General features: G+C 69.9%; 11 protein-coding genes. 5 read left to right on the forward strand and 6 right to left on the reverse strand.

Annotated elements, in window-relative coordinates; all coding sequences use genetic code 11:
* Positions 1–673: 673 nt before the first annotated feature.
* Entirely contained in the window at positions 674–1,522 is an 849-nt protein-coding gene (locus tag HNR30_RS41565) for a hypothetical protein (protein ID WP_181615717.1), read from the reverse strand.
* A gap of 151 nt (positions 1,523–1,673) precedes the next feature.
* Here HNR30_RS41565 and HNR30_RS41570 point away from each other — a divergent pair, with 151 nt between their 5' ends.
* Entirely contained in the window at positions 1,674–4,082 is a 2,409-nt protein-coding gene (locus HNR30_RS41570; RefSeq protein WP_181615718.1) for a polysaccharide lyase family 8 super-sandwich domain-containing protein, read from the forward strand.
* Positions 4,083–4,116: 34 nt separating this feature from the next.
* Positions 4,117–5,088: an aldo/keto reductase gene (locus HNR30_RS41575; RefSeq protein ID WP_181615719.1), complete on the forward strand. Its 972-nt coding sequence runs from the start codon at positions 4,117–4,119 to the stop codon at positions 5,086–5,088.
* Here the strand turns inward: HNR30_RS41575 and HNR30_RS41580 are convergent.
* Complete coding sequence (locus HNR30_RS41580) at positions 5,071–5,625, reverse strand: XRE family transcriptional regulator (RefSeq protein WP_181615720.1); 555 nt, start codon at positions 5,623–5,625, stop codon at positions 5,071–5,073. The genes HNR30_RS41575 and HNR30_RS41580 overlap by 18 nt on opposite strands.
* Positions 5,626–5,668: 43 nt before the next feature.
* Here HNR30_RS41580 and HNR30_RS41585 point away from each other — a divergent pair, with 43 nt between their 5' ends.
* Positions 5,669–6,820, forward strand: a complete 1,152-nt coding sequence (locus HNR30_RS41585) for a benzoate/H(+) symporter BenE family transporter (protein ID WP_181615721.1) — start codon at positions 5,669–5,671, stop codon at positions 6,818–6,820.
* On the opposite strand, the gene HNR30_RS41590 is transcribed toward HNR30_RS41585, so the two are convergent.
* On the reverse strand, positions 6,766–7,137 hold the full coding sequence (locus HNR30_RS41590; protein WP_181615722.1) for a tetratricopeptide repeat protein: 372 nt from the start codon (positions 7,135–7,137) through the stop codon (positions 6,766–6,768). The two genes, HNR30_RS41585 and HNR30_RS41590, sit on opposite strands and share 55 nt — an antisense overlap.
* A 151-nt stretch (positions 7,138–7,288) precedes the next feature.
* Between HNR30_RS41590 and HNR30_RS41595 the strand changes: the two genes are divergently transcribed.
* Positions 7,289–8,515: a hypothetical protein gene (locus HNR30_RS41595; protein WP_181615723.1), complete on the forward strand. Its 1,227-nt coding sequence runs from the start codon at positions 7,289–7,291 to the stop codon at positions 8,513–8,515.
* Here HNR30_RS41595 and HNR30_RS41600 read toward each other — a convergent pair.
* Genes HNR30_RS41600 through HNR30_RS41610 form a run of 3 tightly spaced genes read right to left on the reverse strand, consistent with a single transcriptional unit; the run spans position 8,505 to position 10,857 of the window.
* Positions 8,505–9,497: a hypothetical protein gene (locus tag HNR30_RS41600; protein WP_181615724.1), complete on the reverse strand. Its 993-nt coding sequence runs from the start codon at positions 9,495–9,497 to the stop codon at positions 8,505–8,507. The two genes, HNR30_RS41595 and HNR30_RS41600, sit on opposite strands and share 11 nt — an antisense overlap.
* A complete protein-coding gene (locus tag HNR30_RS41605; protein WP_181615725.1) occupies positions 9,494–10,153 on the reverse strand; it encodes a DUF4352 domain-containing protein in 660 nt (219 codons plus the stop codon). The genes HNR30_RS41600 and HNR30_RS41605 overlap by 4 nt, the downstream gene beginning before the upstream one ends.
* Positions 10,150–10,857, reverse strand: a complete 708-nt coding sequence (locus tag HNR30_RS41610; RefSeq protein WP_181615726.1) for a hypothetical protein — start codon at positions 10,855–10,857, stop codon at positions 10,150–10,152. The genes HNR30_RS41605 and HNR30_RS41610 overlap by 4 nt, the downstream gene beginning before the upstream one ends.
* A 127-nt stretch (positions 10,858–10,984) precedes the next feature.
* Here HNR30_RS41610 and HNR30_RS41615 point away from each other — a divergent pair, with 127 nt between their 5' ends.
* Complete coding sequence (locus HNR30_RS41615) at positions 10,985–12,988, forward strand: hypothetical protein (RefSeq protein ID WP_181615727.1); 2,004 nt, start codon at positions 10,985–10,987, stop codon at positions 12,986–12,988.
* Positions 12,989–13,005: the final 17 nt, after the last annotated feature.

Here is a 13,005-nt window from a genome sequence, read left to right on the forward strand (position 1 = left end):
CCCCGGCTTCCTTCGCCCCGGCTTCCTTCGCGCCGGCTTCCTTCGCCCGGCGTCTCTCTCCGGCGTCTCTCTCCGGCCTCCTCCCGCCGTTGCCGCGCGAAAGGTCCTCGCAGCGGGCGCTTCGCGCCTTCGGGCTCGGGCTGCTCTCCCAGTCGCGCCAGGTCGCGACCCCTGGTCGAGCTCGCTTCGCTCGCACGCCTCGCTGAGGCCCGGGCTGGCGCCCGGGCAACCCATGGTGGGGCGGTTCCTTGGGCGATGGTCGGGCGGTTCGTCAGGCCGCGGTTGGGCGGTTCGTTGGGCGGGCGGTGCGGCGGTTCGTTGGGCGCCAGTGGGGCGGGCTTTGAGCGAGGGAGTCGCGCCGACGACCTCGGGGCTGGCCGGGTCGGCGCAGGGGAGGCTGGCTCGGGGAGCGCGATGCGTCAGGCAGCCGCCTCTGCGGAGCGGCGGAGGGGGCTCAAGGGGCACGGGCCAAGGGGCACGGGCCAAGGTGCGCGGGCCAAGGTGCGCGGGCCAAGGTGTGCGGCTCAAGGGGCACTGTGCGGCGGAGGCGGCGTGGCGGAGGCGGTGGCGGCGTGGCGGAGGTGGCCGCACCGCAGAGCGCGGGCTGGGGCCGGTTGTCCCAGTGCCTGGTGGCGGTCTGGGCCAGCGCCTCTGCCAGATGCGGACCCCGTGCCTACGAGGCGAACACCTCTTCCGCCGTCGAAGCGGTAAGGGCGCGCCGGAACCACACGTCGAGCTGGGCCAGGTCCGTGCAGCTCTCGACGCGGTGGCGATCCGCGAGCGAGATCGTCAGTCCGCGAACCTCCATGGTCAGGAGAACGTCCTCAACCCTCGCCTCAGCTCTGCCGAGGCTTCGCTGCTCCTTGGCCATGTCGCTGACTGCGGGGATCCTGAGCTTCATGGCTGCCTCCATGCGTTGCTTGGTGGTCCGCGTCGCCTTGGCTAGCGCGTGTTCATAGTAATACCCGGCGTAATCGCCCGGTAGCTCGGCGATGCCTTCGCAGAAGGCCTCAGCGACCTCTGGCTTGTCGCCGTGGACGATCACGGACAGCACGAACAGGGCGGGGTCGGTTCGCATCACGGCGGGTTCGGTGATCGCTGGGATGTCGTCGGGGCCCACCAGGCAGGTCTCGACCGACAGGGTCAGGCACCCCGACGTGACGGTCGTGGTCTGCTCGAACTTCTTGTAGTTCGGATCGGGAGTGAAGAAGACGATGTGAATCGGCTTGTCGTGGTGAAGCCACAACGTCGCCGCGTAGCGCACGGTCTGCCTCAGCTTCGCCTCGCTGATCTTCGTTTCGATCTCGCTGATCAGCGAGTACTTGCGATCGTGAGGCGGCCCGCCGGCGAACAGGGTGTCGGCGTAGCAGGAGGTGGACACCCGGTCGTTCAGCTCGCCGTCGATTGGCTGGAGCGGAACGTCGGGCAGGCTCACCCGGCCGACAGTGCGAAGAAACCGGACGGCGAGCTCGGGGTGATCCCTGATCAGACTGTTGGCCGCATCGTGGGAGGGGGTCGGCATGCGGAACATATTCACGCTCGACTACACAGAGTGTCAAGGCGAATTCGAAAATAATAACGAGTTCCACTCCGACAATCGGTGAAAAAATCCGTCAAAATCGTTCTATAGTCTGAAAGAATTAGCCGCACCCCCCACGGCCCGGAGGCCGCCGATGCCGCAGTTCTCCCGTCGCCAGGTTCTCTCCCTCCTCCCCGCCGCGTTCCTCTTCCCCACCACCAAGGGGACCGGCTTCGACCACGCCCGCCTCCTGGCCAACACCGTGGAGATGCTCGCGGGAACCCCCGAGATCAACGCCAGGCCCGAGCTGGCCGCCAAGCTCGCCGCGATGCTGAACACCGCCCGCCAGCGCCTGACCCTGCTCGACAGGGCCGGGGAGGGCGAGCTGTTCCAGGGACTCAAGCTCGGCACCGACGACGTCAACCTGCGCCTGTCCTTCCAGTACCTGTACGAGATGGCCCTGGGCACCCGCAACGGCCTGGCGCTCGGGGAGCGGATCGTCGACGGGCTGCGGCGCCTGCACGACGGCTACTACGGCGACCAGAGCAGGGGCTACTACGGCAACTGGCACAACTGGGAGATCGCCATCTCCACGCATGTGAGCCGGACGTTCGCCCTCCTGGGTGACGTGGTGCCGCCCGAGCTGAGGAGCGCCTACGCCGCCTCGATGGACGCCTACTTACGCAACGGCAAGAACGGTGACGTCGATCTCGACTCCCGCTTCCACACGGGGGCGAACCTCGCCGACATCACCGCCAACCGCATCCTGCAGGGAGCCCTGGCCGGCGACGACGCCAGGATCGCCAAGGCCATCGCCGACCAGGCGACCGTCTTCGCCACGATCGACCCGTACAACCTGCGCCACGGCGTCACCGACGGCTACTACGCCGACGGCTCCTTCATCCAGCACCACTCGGTGGCCTACACCGGCTCCTACGGCCGCATCCTGCTGACCCGCGTGGTCCAGACGATCAAGATGCTGGCGGGCGTCACGGAGATCGACACAGGCCTGGTGTACCGCTGGATCGCCGACGGCTTCGCCCCGCTGATCTTCGAGGGCTGGATGATGGAGATCGTCAAGGGCCGGGCCGCCTCGCGCACCACCACCGGCTACACCGACGTCGCGGTCATCGCCGAGGCGGCGGCCGACCTGGCAGAGCACCGGCCGGAGCTGAAGAGCTACGTCAAGCACCTGCCCGCCGTCGACCCCACGGCCTTCGTCTCCCCGGGCAGCATCGCCCGCTACGCGGCCATCAGGGCCGATGCCACCGTCCCCGCGCGGGACCTCAATCCCGCGGCCCGCACGGTGGCCTTCAACGCCATGGACCGCACCGTGCACCGCCGGCCGGGCTACGCCTTCGCCCTGGCGCGCAACTCCGAGCGCATCAGCAAGTACGAGTACATGAGCGGCGAGAACCTCATGCCGTGGTTCCAGGGAGAGGGCGCCTACTACCTCTACCTCGCGGGCGAGGACCAGCGCGAGGTCTTCGGCGTCGACTACTACACGACCGTCTCGCCGTACCGGCTCGCGGGCGTCACCGCGCCGGTGGAGGAGCGGCGCACGGTGCCCGAGCTGTACGGCAGGCTCTGGTACGACAACCCCGGGCACCCGCTGAACTTCACCTCGTCGTCGGAGTCCCAGAACGCCTACGTCTACTTCCCGCGCGGCGGCCACGCCTTCTCCGGCGGCGCCACGCTCGACGCGTACGGCGTGGCCGGCATGGTCCAGTCCGACGACGCGGCCTACCTGGCCAGGGGCATTCTGCCGGCGGACTTCGTCACCTACCGGAACGCCGCCGCCACCAAGTCGTGGTTCATGCTCGACGACGAGATCGTGGTGCTGGCGGCAGGGGTCGACGGCCAGGGCGGCCGCCAGGCGGTGACCACGATCGACAGCAGGATCGCCGCCCCCTCCGACCCGGTCACGCTGACGGGCGAGTTGTGGGACGGCGGAGCCTGGCAGCCGGGCACGAGCGAGCAGAGGTGGCTGCGCTACGCCAACGGCGCTCGCCGTACCTCGGTCGGCTACGCCTTCCTGTCGCGCGGGACCGTGACGGCCGGGCTGGAGACGGTGACGCGCAGCCGCCGGACCGTGCGGACGGCCAATCCCGACACGAGCGTGACCAAGGCCGTCTTCACCGCCTCCAGCGGCGCCGCCTCCCTGGCCTACGCCCTGGTGCCGAACGCCTCGGAGGCCGCGCTCGGGGCCTACGCGGGCGGGCCGCTGACCGTGCTGGCCAACGACCGCGACATCCAGGCGATCAAGCACACGGGCCTGGGCATCGTCGCGGCCAACGTCTTCACCAGCGGCCCCCGGCACGCCGAGCGCCTTCTCGTCGACGGGCCCGCCTCCGTGCTCATGAAGACGGGGGAACGCACCCGCATCGCCCTGTCGGACCCCACGATGAAGCAGGACAGGGTCTCGGTGGTCCTGCTCGGCAGGGCGCGGCGGCTGGTCGAGGCGGACGACGGGGTGAGCGTGCGCAGGGTGCCGGGAGGCACGTTGATCCAGGTGGAGACGCGTCACGCGTACGGCAGGAGCTTCGCCGCGACCCTCGCTTGACCTGGAGCGCACTCCAGCAACCAGACTTCCCGTCATGAGATATCGCAAGGTTGGCAACAAGGACGTCAGTGTGATCGCGCTGGGCGCGATGCTCATGGGCAGCGTGACCGACGAGAGCACCTCGTTCGCGATCCTGGACCGTTTCGTCGAGGCGGGCGGCACCTTCATCGACACCTCGAACAACTACGCGTTCTGGGTGGACGGCGGCACGGGCGGCCAGAGCGAGGAGCTGCTGGGCCGGTGGCGGCGCAGCCGGGGCGTGGGCGACGAGATCGTGATCTCCACGAAGGTGGGGGCGCGGCCGGTGGCGCCGGGGCTGAGTTATGTCGACGACGCGGAGGGCCTGTCCGCCAAGGTGATCAGGGAGCAGGCCGAGATCAGCCGCGAGCGGCTCGGCGTGGAGAGGATCGACCTGTACTACTCCCACATCGAGGACCGGTCGGTCGAGCTCGAGGAGACCGTGCAGGCGTTCGGCGAGCTGGTCCAGGACGGCGTGGTCGGCATGCTGGGCGTGAGCAACCATCCGATCTGGCGGGTCGAGCGTGCCCGCCAGATCGCCGGAGGGCTGGGCCTGGCCGGGTACGAGGTGCTGCAGTACCAGCACAGCTACCTGCGTCCCCGGTTCGACGTGCCCGAGTCGATCTTCCGTGACGGCAGCCTCGGTCACGCGGGCGCCGAGCTGCTGAGCTACCTGCGGCTGGATCCCGCGATGACGCTGGTGGCCTACTCGCCGCTCATGGGCGGCGTCTACACGCGCGCCGACAAGAAGATCCCCTACGACTACGAGCACCCGGGCACGGCCAAGCGCCTGGCCGTGCTCAAGGAGATCGCCGAGGAGACCGGCGCCACCGCCAACCAGGTCGTGCTGGCCTGGCAGCTCGGGCACGAGCTGGCGATTGTTCCCCTGGTCGGCGCCTCGTCGGTGGCGCAGCTCGACGAGACGCTCGGCGCGCTCGACGTGGAGCTGACCGAGGACCAGCGGGCCCGGCTAGACGCCGTCAACTAGCGGGTAACGCATCAGCAGGGTGGCGTGGACCTCCTCCTCGCCCATGGTCGTGTAGATGTGCTCGGAGTCGGCCGTCCACTTGATGAACTCGCCAGGCCCGGCCGTCAGGGGCCGCTGGGCGGGCCCCGCGCAGAGGGTGCCGCTGAAGACGGTGATGTGCTCGGTGACCCCGGCGTGATGGCCGGGTGAGCGCTGGGTGATGCCGGGCCGTACCCGTAGCCGGTAGAGCTCGAAGGTGACCGGGCCCTCGTCGAAGACCTGCAGCAGGGTGGCCTCGGCGGCCTTGCCGTACACCTGGAGGGGGTCGGCGGGCGGGTCGAGGACGGCGGCGAGGGGGACGCCGAGCTGGGCGGTGATCGCCCAGAGGGTCTCGAGGGTGGGGTTGCGGCTGCCGTTCTCGACGCCTGACAGGGTCGCCTTGCCGATGCCGGCCCGCCGGGCCAGCTCCGACAGGGAGATGCCGCGGGCTTGGCGCATGCGGCGCAACCGGGCGCCGACCTCGTGCGGGTCGGTGTTCAGAGCCGGTCGTGGGTCCATGCGGCCATTGTGGCGGATGGACGATGCCGCTACCGTTCCGTTTATGGAACGCCTCCGCCCGATCGTCGCCGGCCTGGTGACCGCCCTCGTCGGGTTCGCCAGCTCGTTCACCGTGGTCCTGGCGGGCCTGCGCGCGGCGGGGGCCGACGAGCGCCAGGCCGCCTCCGGCCTGCTCGCCCTGTGTGTCGCGGTCGGCGTCACCGCGATCTTCCTGGGCGTACGGCAACGCATGCCGATCAGCGTGGCCTGGTCGACCCCAGGCGCCGCCCTGCTCATGACCACGCCTCACGCCGACTTCCGCACGGCCGTCGGCGCCTTCGTGGTCTGCGGCGCGCTGATCATGGTGGCCGGGCTCTTCCCGCCCCTGGCCAGGCTCATCGAGGCCATCCCGCAGCCCATCGCCGGCGCCATGCTCGCGGGCGTGCTGCTCAAGCTCTGCCTGGCCCCCGTCGTGGCGATGACGCAGATCCCGCTCATGGCCGCCCCGGTCATCCTGGTCTGGCTGCTGCTCTACCGCTTCGCCCGCCTGTGGGCGGTGCCCGGCGCTCTGGTCGCCGCGATCGTGGCCATCGCCCTGTCGAGCCCCGGGCTCGGCGGGATCGATCCGGCCCCTCCGGTGGAGTTCACCGCGCCGGCGTGGGACCTCAGCGCCATCGCGGGCATCGCCCTGCCGCTCTTCCTGGTCACCATGGCCTCCCAGAACGTGCCGGGCATGGCGGTGCTGGCCGGGTACGGCTACCGCCCGCGCCTGCGCGAGGTGCTGCTGACCACGGGAGCGGCGAGCAGCGCCGGAGCGCTCTTCGGCGGCCACGCGATCAACCTGGCCGCCATCACCGCCGCGCTCGCCGCCAGTCCCGAGGCCGCCGAAGAGCCCGAGCGCCGCTGGGTCGCCTCGGTGACGGCCGGGGCCGTGATGATCGTGCTCGGCCTCACCTCGGGCCTGGCGGTGGCGCTGGTGGTGCTCGCCCCGCCGGTGCTCATCGAGGCGGTCGCCGGCCTGGCGCTGCTGGGCGCGATGAGCAACGCCCTGCTCCAGGTGCGGGAGGTCGCGGCGGCGATCACTTTCGTGGTCACCTTCTCCGACGTCTCCTACCTCGGCGTCGGCTCAGCCTTCTGGGGGCTGGTCGCGGGAGGGCTGGTTCACCTGTTGATGAGGCCGAGCTTGCGTTCGACGCGGGCGACCGAGTCGACGTAGTCGGGCTCGGGCGACATCGCCGCCGCCATGCGCAGGTGCGTGCGCGCCTCGCCGGGCCGTCCCGAGCGCTCGAGCGTACGGCCCAGCAGGAACCGGGCGTAGTGGTCGGCCGGATCGGTCTCGATCAGGGCGCTCAGCGCCTCGCGGGCGCGGCCGAGCTGGGCGGAGTGGTAGTAGGCGCGGGCGGTGAGCATCCGCACGCCGTAGTGGTCGCCGTACTCCTCCAGGAGCGGCTCCAGGATTCGCAGCGCGCCGAGCGCATCCCGCTGGGCCAGCAGGCGCTCGGCGAAACGGTAACGGTCGAGGTCGTCGCGCATGTTAGTTGAAACATCAACAACTAATGACGCATTCCCGATGGTACGGCTGCGACATATGGGGCCTCCCGCTACGATTCACGAGATGTCCGGATCGTCAGGAGTGGCGGCACCCCCAGAAAGCCAGCGGATGCCGTCGCCGTACTCGTTGCCCGTGCACGCACTCCGTCTCGCGGGCCAGTGCGCGCTGCCGTTGATCCTGTGGTTCTCCGCGGGCGAGCTGATCAGGTGGGCCCTGTTCTACCTGGCCACCGAGATCAGCCACGGCGACTTCCGCCAGGCCAGGCTCGTGGCCACCGTGGTGCTGCTCACGCTGATCGTGATGCTCTCCATGGTGATCACCGCGGGCACCTTCCACGCCCTGCGCGGCGCGATGTGGGAGACGAAGGCCAGGGGCGAGGACGAGAAGTTCTGGTCGGTGCTCAACCGGGTGGCTCCGACCTACGCGGTCATCTACCTGGCCTGGAGCCTCCACGTCACCGACGTGGTCGCCTTCGACAACATGGACCGCCTGCACAACATCGACGACAACTTCTACAACCCGATCCTGCAGAACGTCGCCAACGGCAACGAACTCGAGCAGTCCACCATGGGCCGCGGCCTCATGGACCTCGACTGGCGTGTCTCCCTCATCGCCTCGGTCGTCACCTTCGGCCTGCGCCTGCTGTTCGGCAAGATGGTGGAGAAGGGCGGCAACAAGTACGCCGGCGTCGCGGCCGCCTTCGCCGAGTTCGCCTTCATGTTCTGCGGCCTGAACGCCGTGCTGACCCTGGCCAAGCTGCGCGGCGGCTGGACCGACCACCGCGTGGTCGTGAGCAACGCCAAGGGCGCGATGGAACACGCCAAGGAGACCATCCCCGGCTGGGACGCCCTGACCTCGTTCGTCGCCGACATCTGGCCCTACGTCGTCGACGCGCTGTTCCTGCCGTTCGCCTGGCTGGCGCTGGCGATCCTGACCTTCGGCGGCTCGGTCGACGACGCCAGGCGCGCCTTCCGCGGCAGCCGCATCGACACCGGCCTGGAGCGCCTGGAAGGCAGCCACCAGCTGACCCAGAAGTCCGCCAACCGGGTGATCGGCGGCTTCCAGGACCGCTGGGTGCCGGTGCTCAACGCGCTCCGCGTCACCAGCCGCGGCGGGCTCGCGCTGTTCGGCATGGTCTGCGTGCTCTACGTCGGCCTGCGGGTGGGCGCCGACTACGCCGAGCGCGGCGTGATGACCCTCATGGGCTCGGAGACGCCCTACCTGTGGCTGGTGAAGTGGTACCCGGTCAGCTTCTTCAAGGGCCTGCTGCTGGCCAGCCTGAGCGCCTGCGTCCTGGCCGCCGCCTACGACATCGCGGCGACCAGGGCACGGCTGCGCGGCGAAGAGGTCACTGGGTGAAGACCAGCACATCCTTGTGCTTGGCCTTCTCCACTTCCTCGGCCGTCGTCGCCGGACGGAACAGCTCCTTGACGTCCGTGTCCGACTTGTAGGTCGTGTTGGGCCGCAGGTGCAGCCGGACGTCCTTGGCGAGCTGCGGCGGCACGACGCCCATGAACTCGATCGTGTACGGCGCGCCGACCTGGTGCGCGTCGGTCGGGCTGTTGTCCTTGGTCATCTGGATCACCCACTCGCGGCCTTCGGCGTCCTTGAAGGCCAGCTCCGGCACGGCGGTCAGCACCGTGCCGTCCTTGTCGAGAGCGGTGCGGGTGACCACGACCTTCATCCACTGGCGGGTCGGGTCGGGCGTGCGGTTGGCCGGCGCGTCGGCCGTGCCGAAGGTCGCCGACCACTTGACGTGCTCGAAGTCGAGGCTGGCGCCCGCCTTGAGCGAGTGCACGATGTCGCTGGGCTGGCCGCTCTTGTAGAACAGGTAGCGGTCACCCGTCGGCAGGCCCACGGCCAGCACGAGCGCGGCCACGGCGCCGATGCCCAGCAGCACGGGGCGCGAACGCTTCGGCGGGGTGGGCTCGGCAGGCTCGGTGGGCGGCTGACCGGGCGGCTGGGGCGGCTGACCCGGACCGGGCTGCCCAGGCTGACCCGGCTGACCGGCGTGCGGCGGCTGGAAGAGCGGGCCCGCGCTGGGGAGTGCCGGCAGAGGCTGCGTGCTGCTGCCCACGGGCTCGTAACCGGCCGGCGGCCACACCTGGTGGTCGGGACGCACGGAGGGCCGCTGAGGGTACTGCGGAAGCCGCTGCGGCGGCTGCGGGGGCTGCTGCGGATACTGGGGACGCTGCTGCGGCCGCTGCGGAGGACGCTGCTGCTGGGGAGGCGCCTGCCGGTGAGGCTGCTGCGGCTGCTGCTGGGGAGGCTGCGGTTGTTGCGGCTGCTGGGGCTGCCCCTCGCCGGCCGGGGTGAACCAGTTCTGCCCGGGATCGTTCACTTGGCTTCCAGGGAGTAGACGTCCTTCGGTGCCGAACCGAGCTGCTTGGCCAGGGCCTCGTCGATGCCCAGATCGACCTCGGCCTCGGGGATCAGCGGTTCGACGTACAGCGCGCTGGTCGGGGCCTGGACGATGATGCTGGAGCCCTGCAGCGCCGAGGCCGGCACCTCGAAGACCCAGCTGCCGCCCGAGCGCATGCCGGGCTGCACGTACTTGTTGCTGAGCGTGAGGATGTTGCCGACCTTGTCGGTGGCCTTGAAGCGGGTCCCGTCAGGCGTCAGCAGGTAGGGCTCCTGGAACCTCAGCGGCTCGCTCTTGGAGGTAGCCGACAGGTTCACCACCAGGAAGAGCAGGTCGGTGCGGACGAGCTCGTCAGCGGTCAGCCTGATCGACCGCGCCGAGTCGACGCCCTCGACCTTGACGGAGAAGCGGCCCGCGTCGACCTCCTCGCCCTTGTCGCCCACGTAGGTGAGGGGCATGTCCATGTCGTCGGGGCTCATGGCCATCGACTGGATCCAGATCGCCCCCGAGGCCAGGACCAGCCCGGCCAGGGCGTTGAGGATGGCGGGACCCTTCCTGTTCCTGCGTGAGCGCGCGGCCCTGCGGCCGCCTGGCGCCGCCGCCTCCTGCTGCTGTTGCTGGGCGGTGGCTGTCATGAGGCCTCCTGCGGCTTGACCGTGAGAGTCACCTTGGCGATCGCCTTGATCATGTTGTAGGCCCGCGGGCGATCGTCGCCGGTCATGGGCGCCGTGAGGCCTTCCATGGTGAGCGGGTCGGGCTTGGTGACCTTCTCGCCCGCCGCCTCCCATCGTGTGGTGCCGTCGTACTCGTCCTCGGTCTCCTCGAAGCCCGCCACGTTGATCACGACCTGCTCCGGCGCCTTGGCCCTGAGGTCGAGTTCGTAGCGGAGCAGCACCTGGGTGGGCACGCCGGGGTGCAGGAGCGTCGAGCGCTGCTCCCCGGCCACCTCCAGCGTGGGCGAGGTGGTCAGCACGGGCTCCTTGACGATCAGGGACTCGCCGTAGCCGCTGCCCGACTTCTCCGACCCGGCCCAGGGGGTGCCGGTCCAGGTGGTCGCGGTGCCCTTGTTGGTGACCTTGAGCATGATGTCCAGGTACCTGTGGTCCTTGGCGTACTCGTTGGGCGCCTTCTGGAAGGTGACCTTCGCGCCGAGGAACTCGGTCTCGTAGAGCTTCTGGTCGATCTTGCCGCCCTCGGCCAGGACCTTCGGCTCCTCCTTGGGCGCCTCGTCGAAACCGTCCATCAGGGCGGTGATCCCCAGGGCGGTCGCCATCACCAGCGCGATCGCGGGCACGACGACCGGGCGTTTGGGCTTGCTGCCGGAGGAGGGTTCCGTCATGGGTAAGCATGCTAATGGTCGCATGTGCCCCATTCATCCCAGACGCTTGAGGAAAAGCTGCGCGATCCATGGTTCAGCTCTTAGGCTGTTGGCCTACTAACGACATAGGGCCGGCCGGAGGGTACACGTGGCGGACGTGCATCCCGAGCACGCGCAGCTGCAGGCGGACCGTATCTACCTGGGCTGGCAATACGTCCTGCTGCACCCCGATCCCGGTCCGCCGCCGAAGCGGCCCTCCCCGGTCGCCGAGGAGACCACGGCGCCCACCGAGCCCGATCCCGAGTTACTCCGCCGCGAGCGTCTCCAGGAAGACCTGCTCAACCGTCCGGTCAAGATCTTCCGCGGGTTCATGGCCGCCCTGGCCGTATTGCTCCTGGTCGCGGGGATCATGGGCTACATCGGCTGGTCGTTCGTGATCATCGGCCTGATCGCCACCGGCGGCGTGGCCGGCATCTGCTCCTACGCCCTGCTGCAGGGCGACCGCGCCGTGCGCCACCGGGTGCTCGAACAGCAGGTCAAGCGTGACAAGGTGCAGCAGGAACGTGACAAGGAGCTGTTCCAGCTGCAGGAGGAGCACGCCGCCCGATACCGGGAGTGGCAGGAGACCAAGGACCGTCACGAGCAGCAGATGACCTGGTACGCGGTCGCCGTACCCGACGAGATCGACCGGGTCGACGTCGCGGGCGGCACGCTGCCCGGCTGGTCGGCGCTGATCACGCTGCTGGGCGCGACCCGGCTGTACTCCGGCGGCCACCTGACCGTGCTCGACCTGTCGGAGGGCGCGATCGCCACCGACCTGATCGAGCTCGCGCGCCGCGGCGGCGACGACCCGCTGGTCTGGGTGCTCCCGGTCGACCTGCCCCGGCTCGACCTGGGCGCCACGCTCAAGCCCGAGGCCTTCGCCGACGTGCTCGCGCACGTCGTGAGCGTGAGCGAGGAGGACCGCACCGACCTGAGCTTCGACCACGCCATCCTGGAGCGGGTCCTGGAGGTCCTCGGCGAGCCGGAGCGCAGGAGCTCGCGACGAGAGAGCGAGGATCAACCCGATGCCAACGAGGAGGGAAGCGGGCGCGACCATGTGGGCGTCACGATCGCGCAGGTCAACGCCGCACTGCGGGCCCTGGCCCAGGTGGGCGACCCACGCGACGACATCAGGTTCGGGCTGATCAGCGCCGCCCAGCTGGAGAAGCTCTCGATGCTCTTCGGCAGGGGCGTCAGCGACCAAGTGGTGATCAAGCGGGCCTGGGCGCTGGAATCCCAGCTGCGCAAGCTCGAGAACCTGGGCACGGAGTCCGTACGGCTGCCGCCCGCGCGGCTGCGCGTGGTGAGCATGGACCGCCAGGCGGGCGTCTTCGGCAACCGCGTGCTCGGCACCTACATCGCCACCGCGCTCACCCACATCCTGCGCCAGTCGCCCGCCTCCGACCGGCCCTGGTACCACACGATCATCGTGGCGGGCGCCGACAAGCTCAGGGGCGACGTGCTCGACCGGCTCATGGACGCCTGCGAGACCTCCAGGACCGGCCTGGTCCTGACCTACCGCTCCCTCACCCCCACGGTGCGCGAGCGGCTCGGACGCGGCCACGCCGCCGTCGCCTTCATGCGCCTGGGCAACGCCGAGGACGCGCGCGTGGCCAGCGAGCACGTCGGCACCGAGCACCGGCTGGAGCTGGCCCAGCTCACCGAGACCATCGGCGCCACGCTGTCAGGCCTCAACGGCGCCTACACCTCGACCATCGCCGACGAGCACCAGGAGCAGCCGTCGGAATCGCGCCACGAGGACCTGCGTGAAGACATCGCCGAGTCGACCGCCTGGGGGCGCACCGTCGACAAGATCGGCGAGACCGAGCGCGTGCTGCAGCGTTCGCGCGAGTTCCTGGTCGAACCCCACCAGCTGCAGCAGCTGCCGACCACCGCCGTCATCGTCACCGACGCCACGGCGGAAGGACGCAGAGTGCGGCTGGCCGACGCCAACCCGGCGATCCTGGCCTTCCCCAAGACCACCCTCGGCGAGCTGGAAGAGGTCAGGGAGGCCGTGCTGTCCCTGGCTCCCGACTCCGACCCCGACGAGCCCCCGCCCAACCTCGGCCCGCCGCCGCCGCGTCTTGACTGGCGCAACAAGCGCCCATGAACGGGTCAAGTACGGGG

The organism is Nonomuraea soli (assembly GCF_013761175.1).
Taxonomy (GTDB): Bacteria; Actinomycetota; Actinomycetes; order Streptosporangiales; family Streptosporangiaceae; genus Nonomuraea; species Nonomuraea soli.

Coding starts and splice junctions, on each gene's coding strand:
- HNR30_RS41565 (WP_181615717.1), bottom strand. CDS start 1,522: ATGCCGACCCCCTCCCACGATGCGGCCAACAGTCTGATCAGGGATCAC.
- HNR30_RS41580 (WP_181615720.1), bottom strand. CDS start 5,625: ATGGACCCACGACCGGCTCTGAACACCGACCCGCACGAGGTCGGCGCC.
- HNR30_RS41575 (WP_181615719.1), top strand. CDS start 4,117: ATGAGATATCGCAAGGTTGGCAACAAGGACGTCAGTGTGATCGCGCTG.
- HNR30_RS41590 (WP_181615722.1), bottom strand. CDS start 7,137: ATGCGCGACGACCTCGACCGTTACCGTTTCGCCGAGCGCCTGCTGGCC.
- HNR30_RS41610 (WP_181615726.1), bottom strand. CDS start 10,857: ATGACGGAACCCTCCTCCGGCAGCAAGCCCAAACGCCCGGTCGTCGTG.
- HNR30_RS41585 (WP_181615721.1), top strand. CDS start 5,669: ATGGAACGCCTCCGCCCGATCGTCGCCGGCCTGGTGACCGCCCTCGTC.
- HNR30_RS41570 (WP_181615718.1), top strand. CDS start 1,674: ATGCCGCAGTTCTCCCGTCGCCAGGTTCTCTCCCTCCTCCCCGCCGCG.
- HNR30_RS41605 (WP_181615725.1), bottom strand. CDS start 10,153: ATGACAGCCACCGCCCAGCAACAGCAGCAGGAGGCGGCGGCGCCAGGC.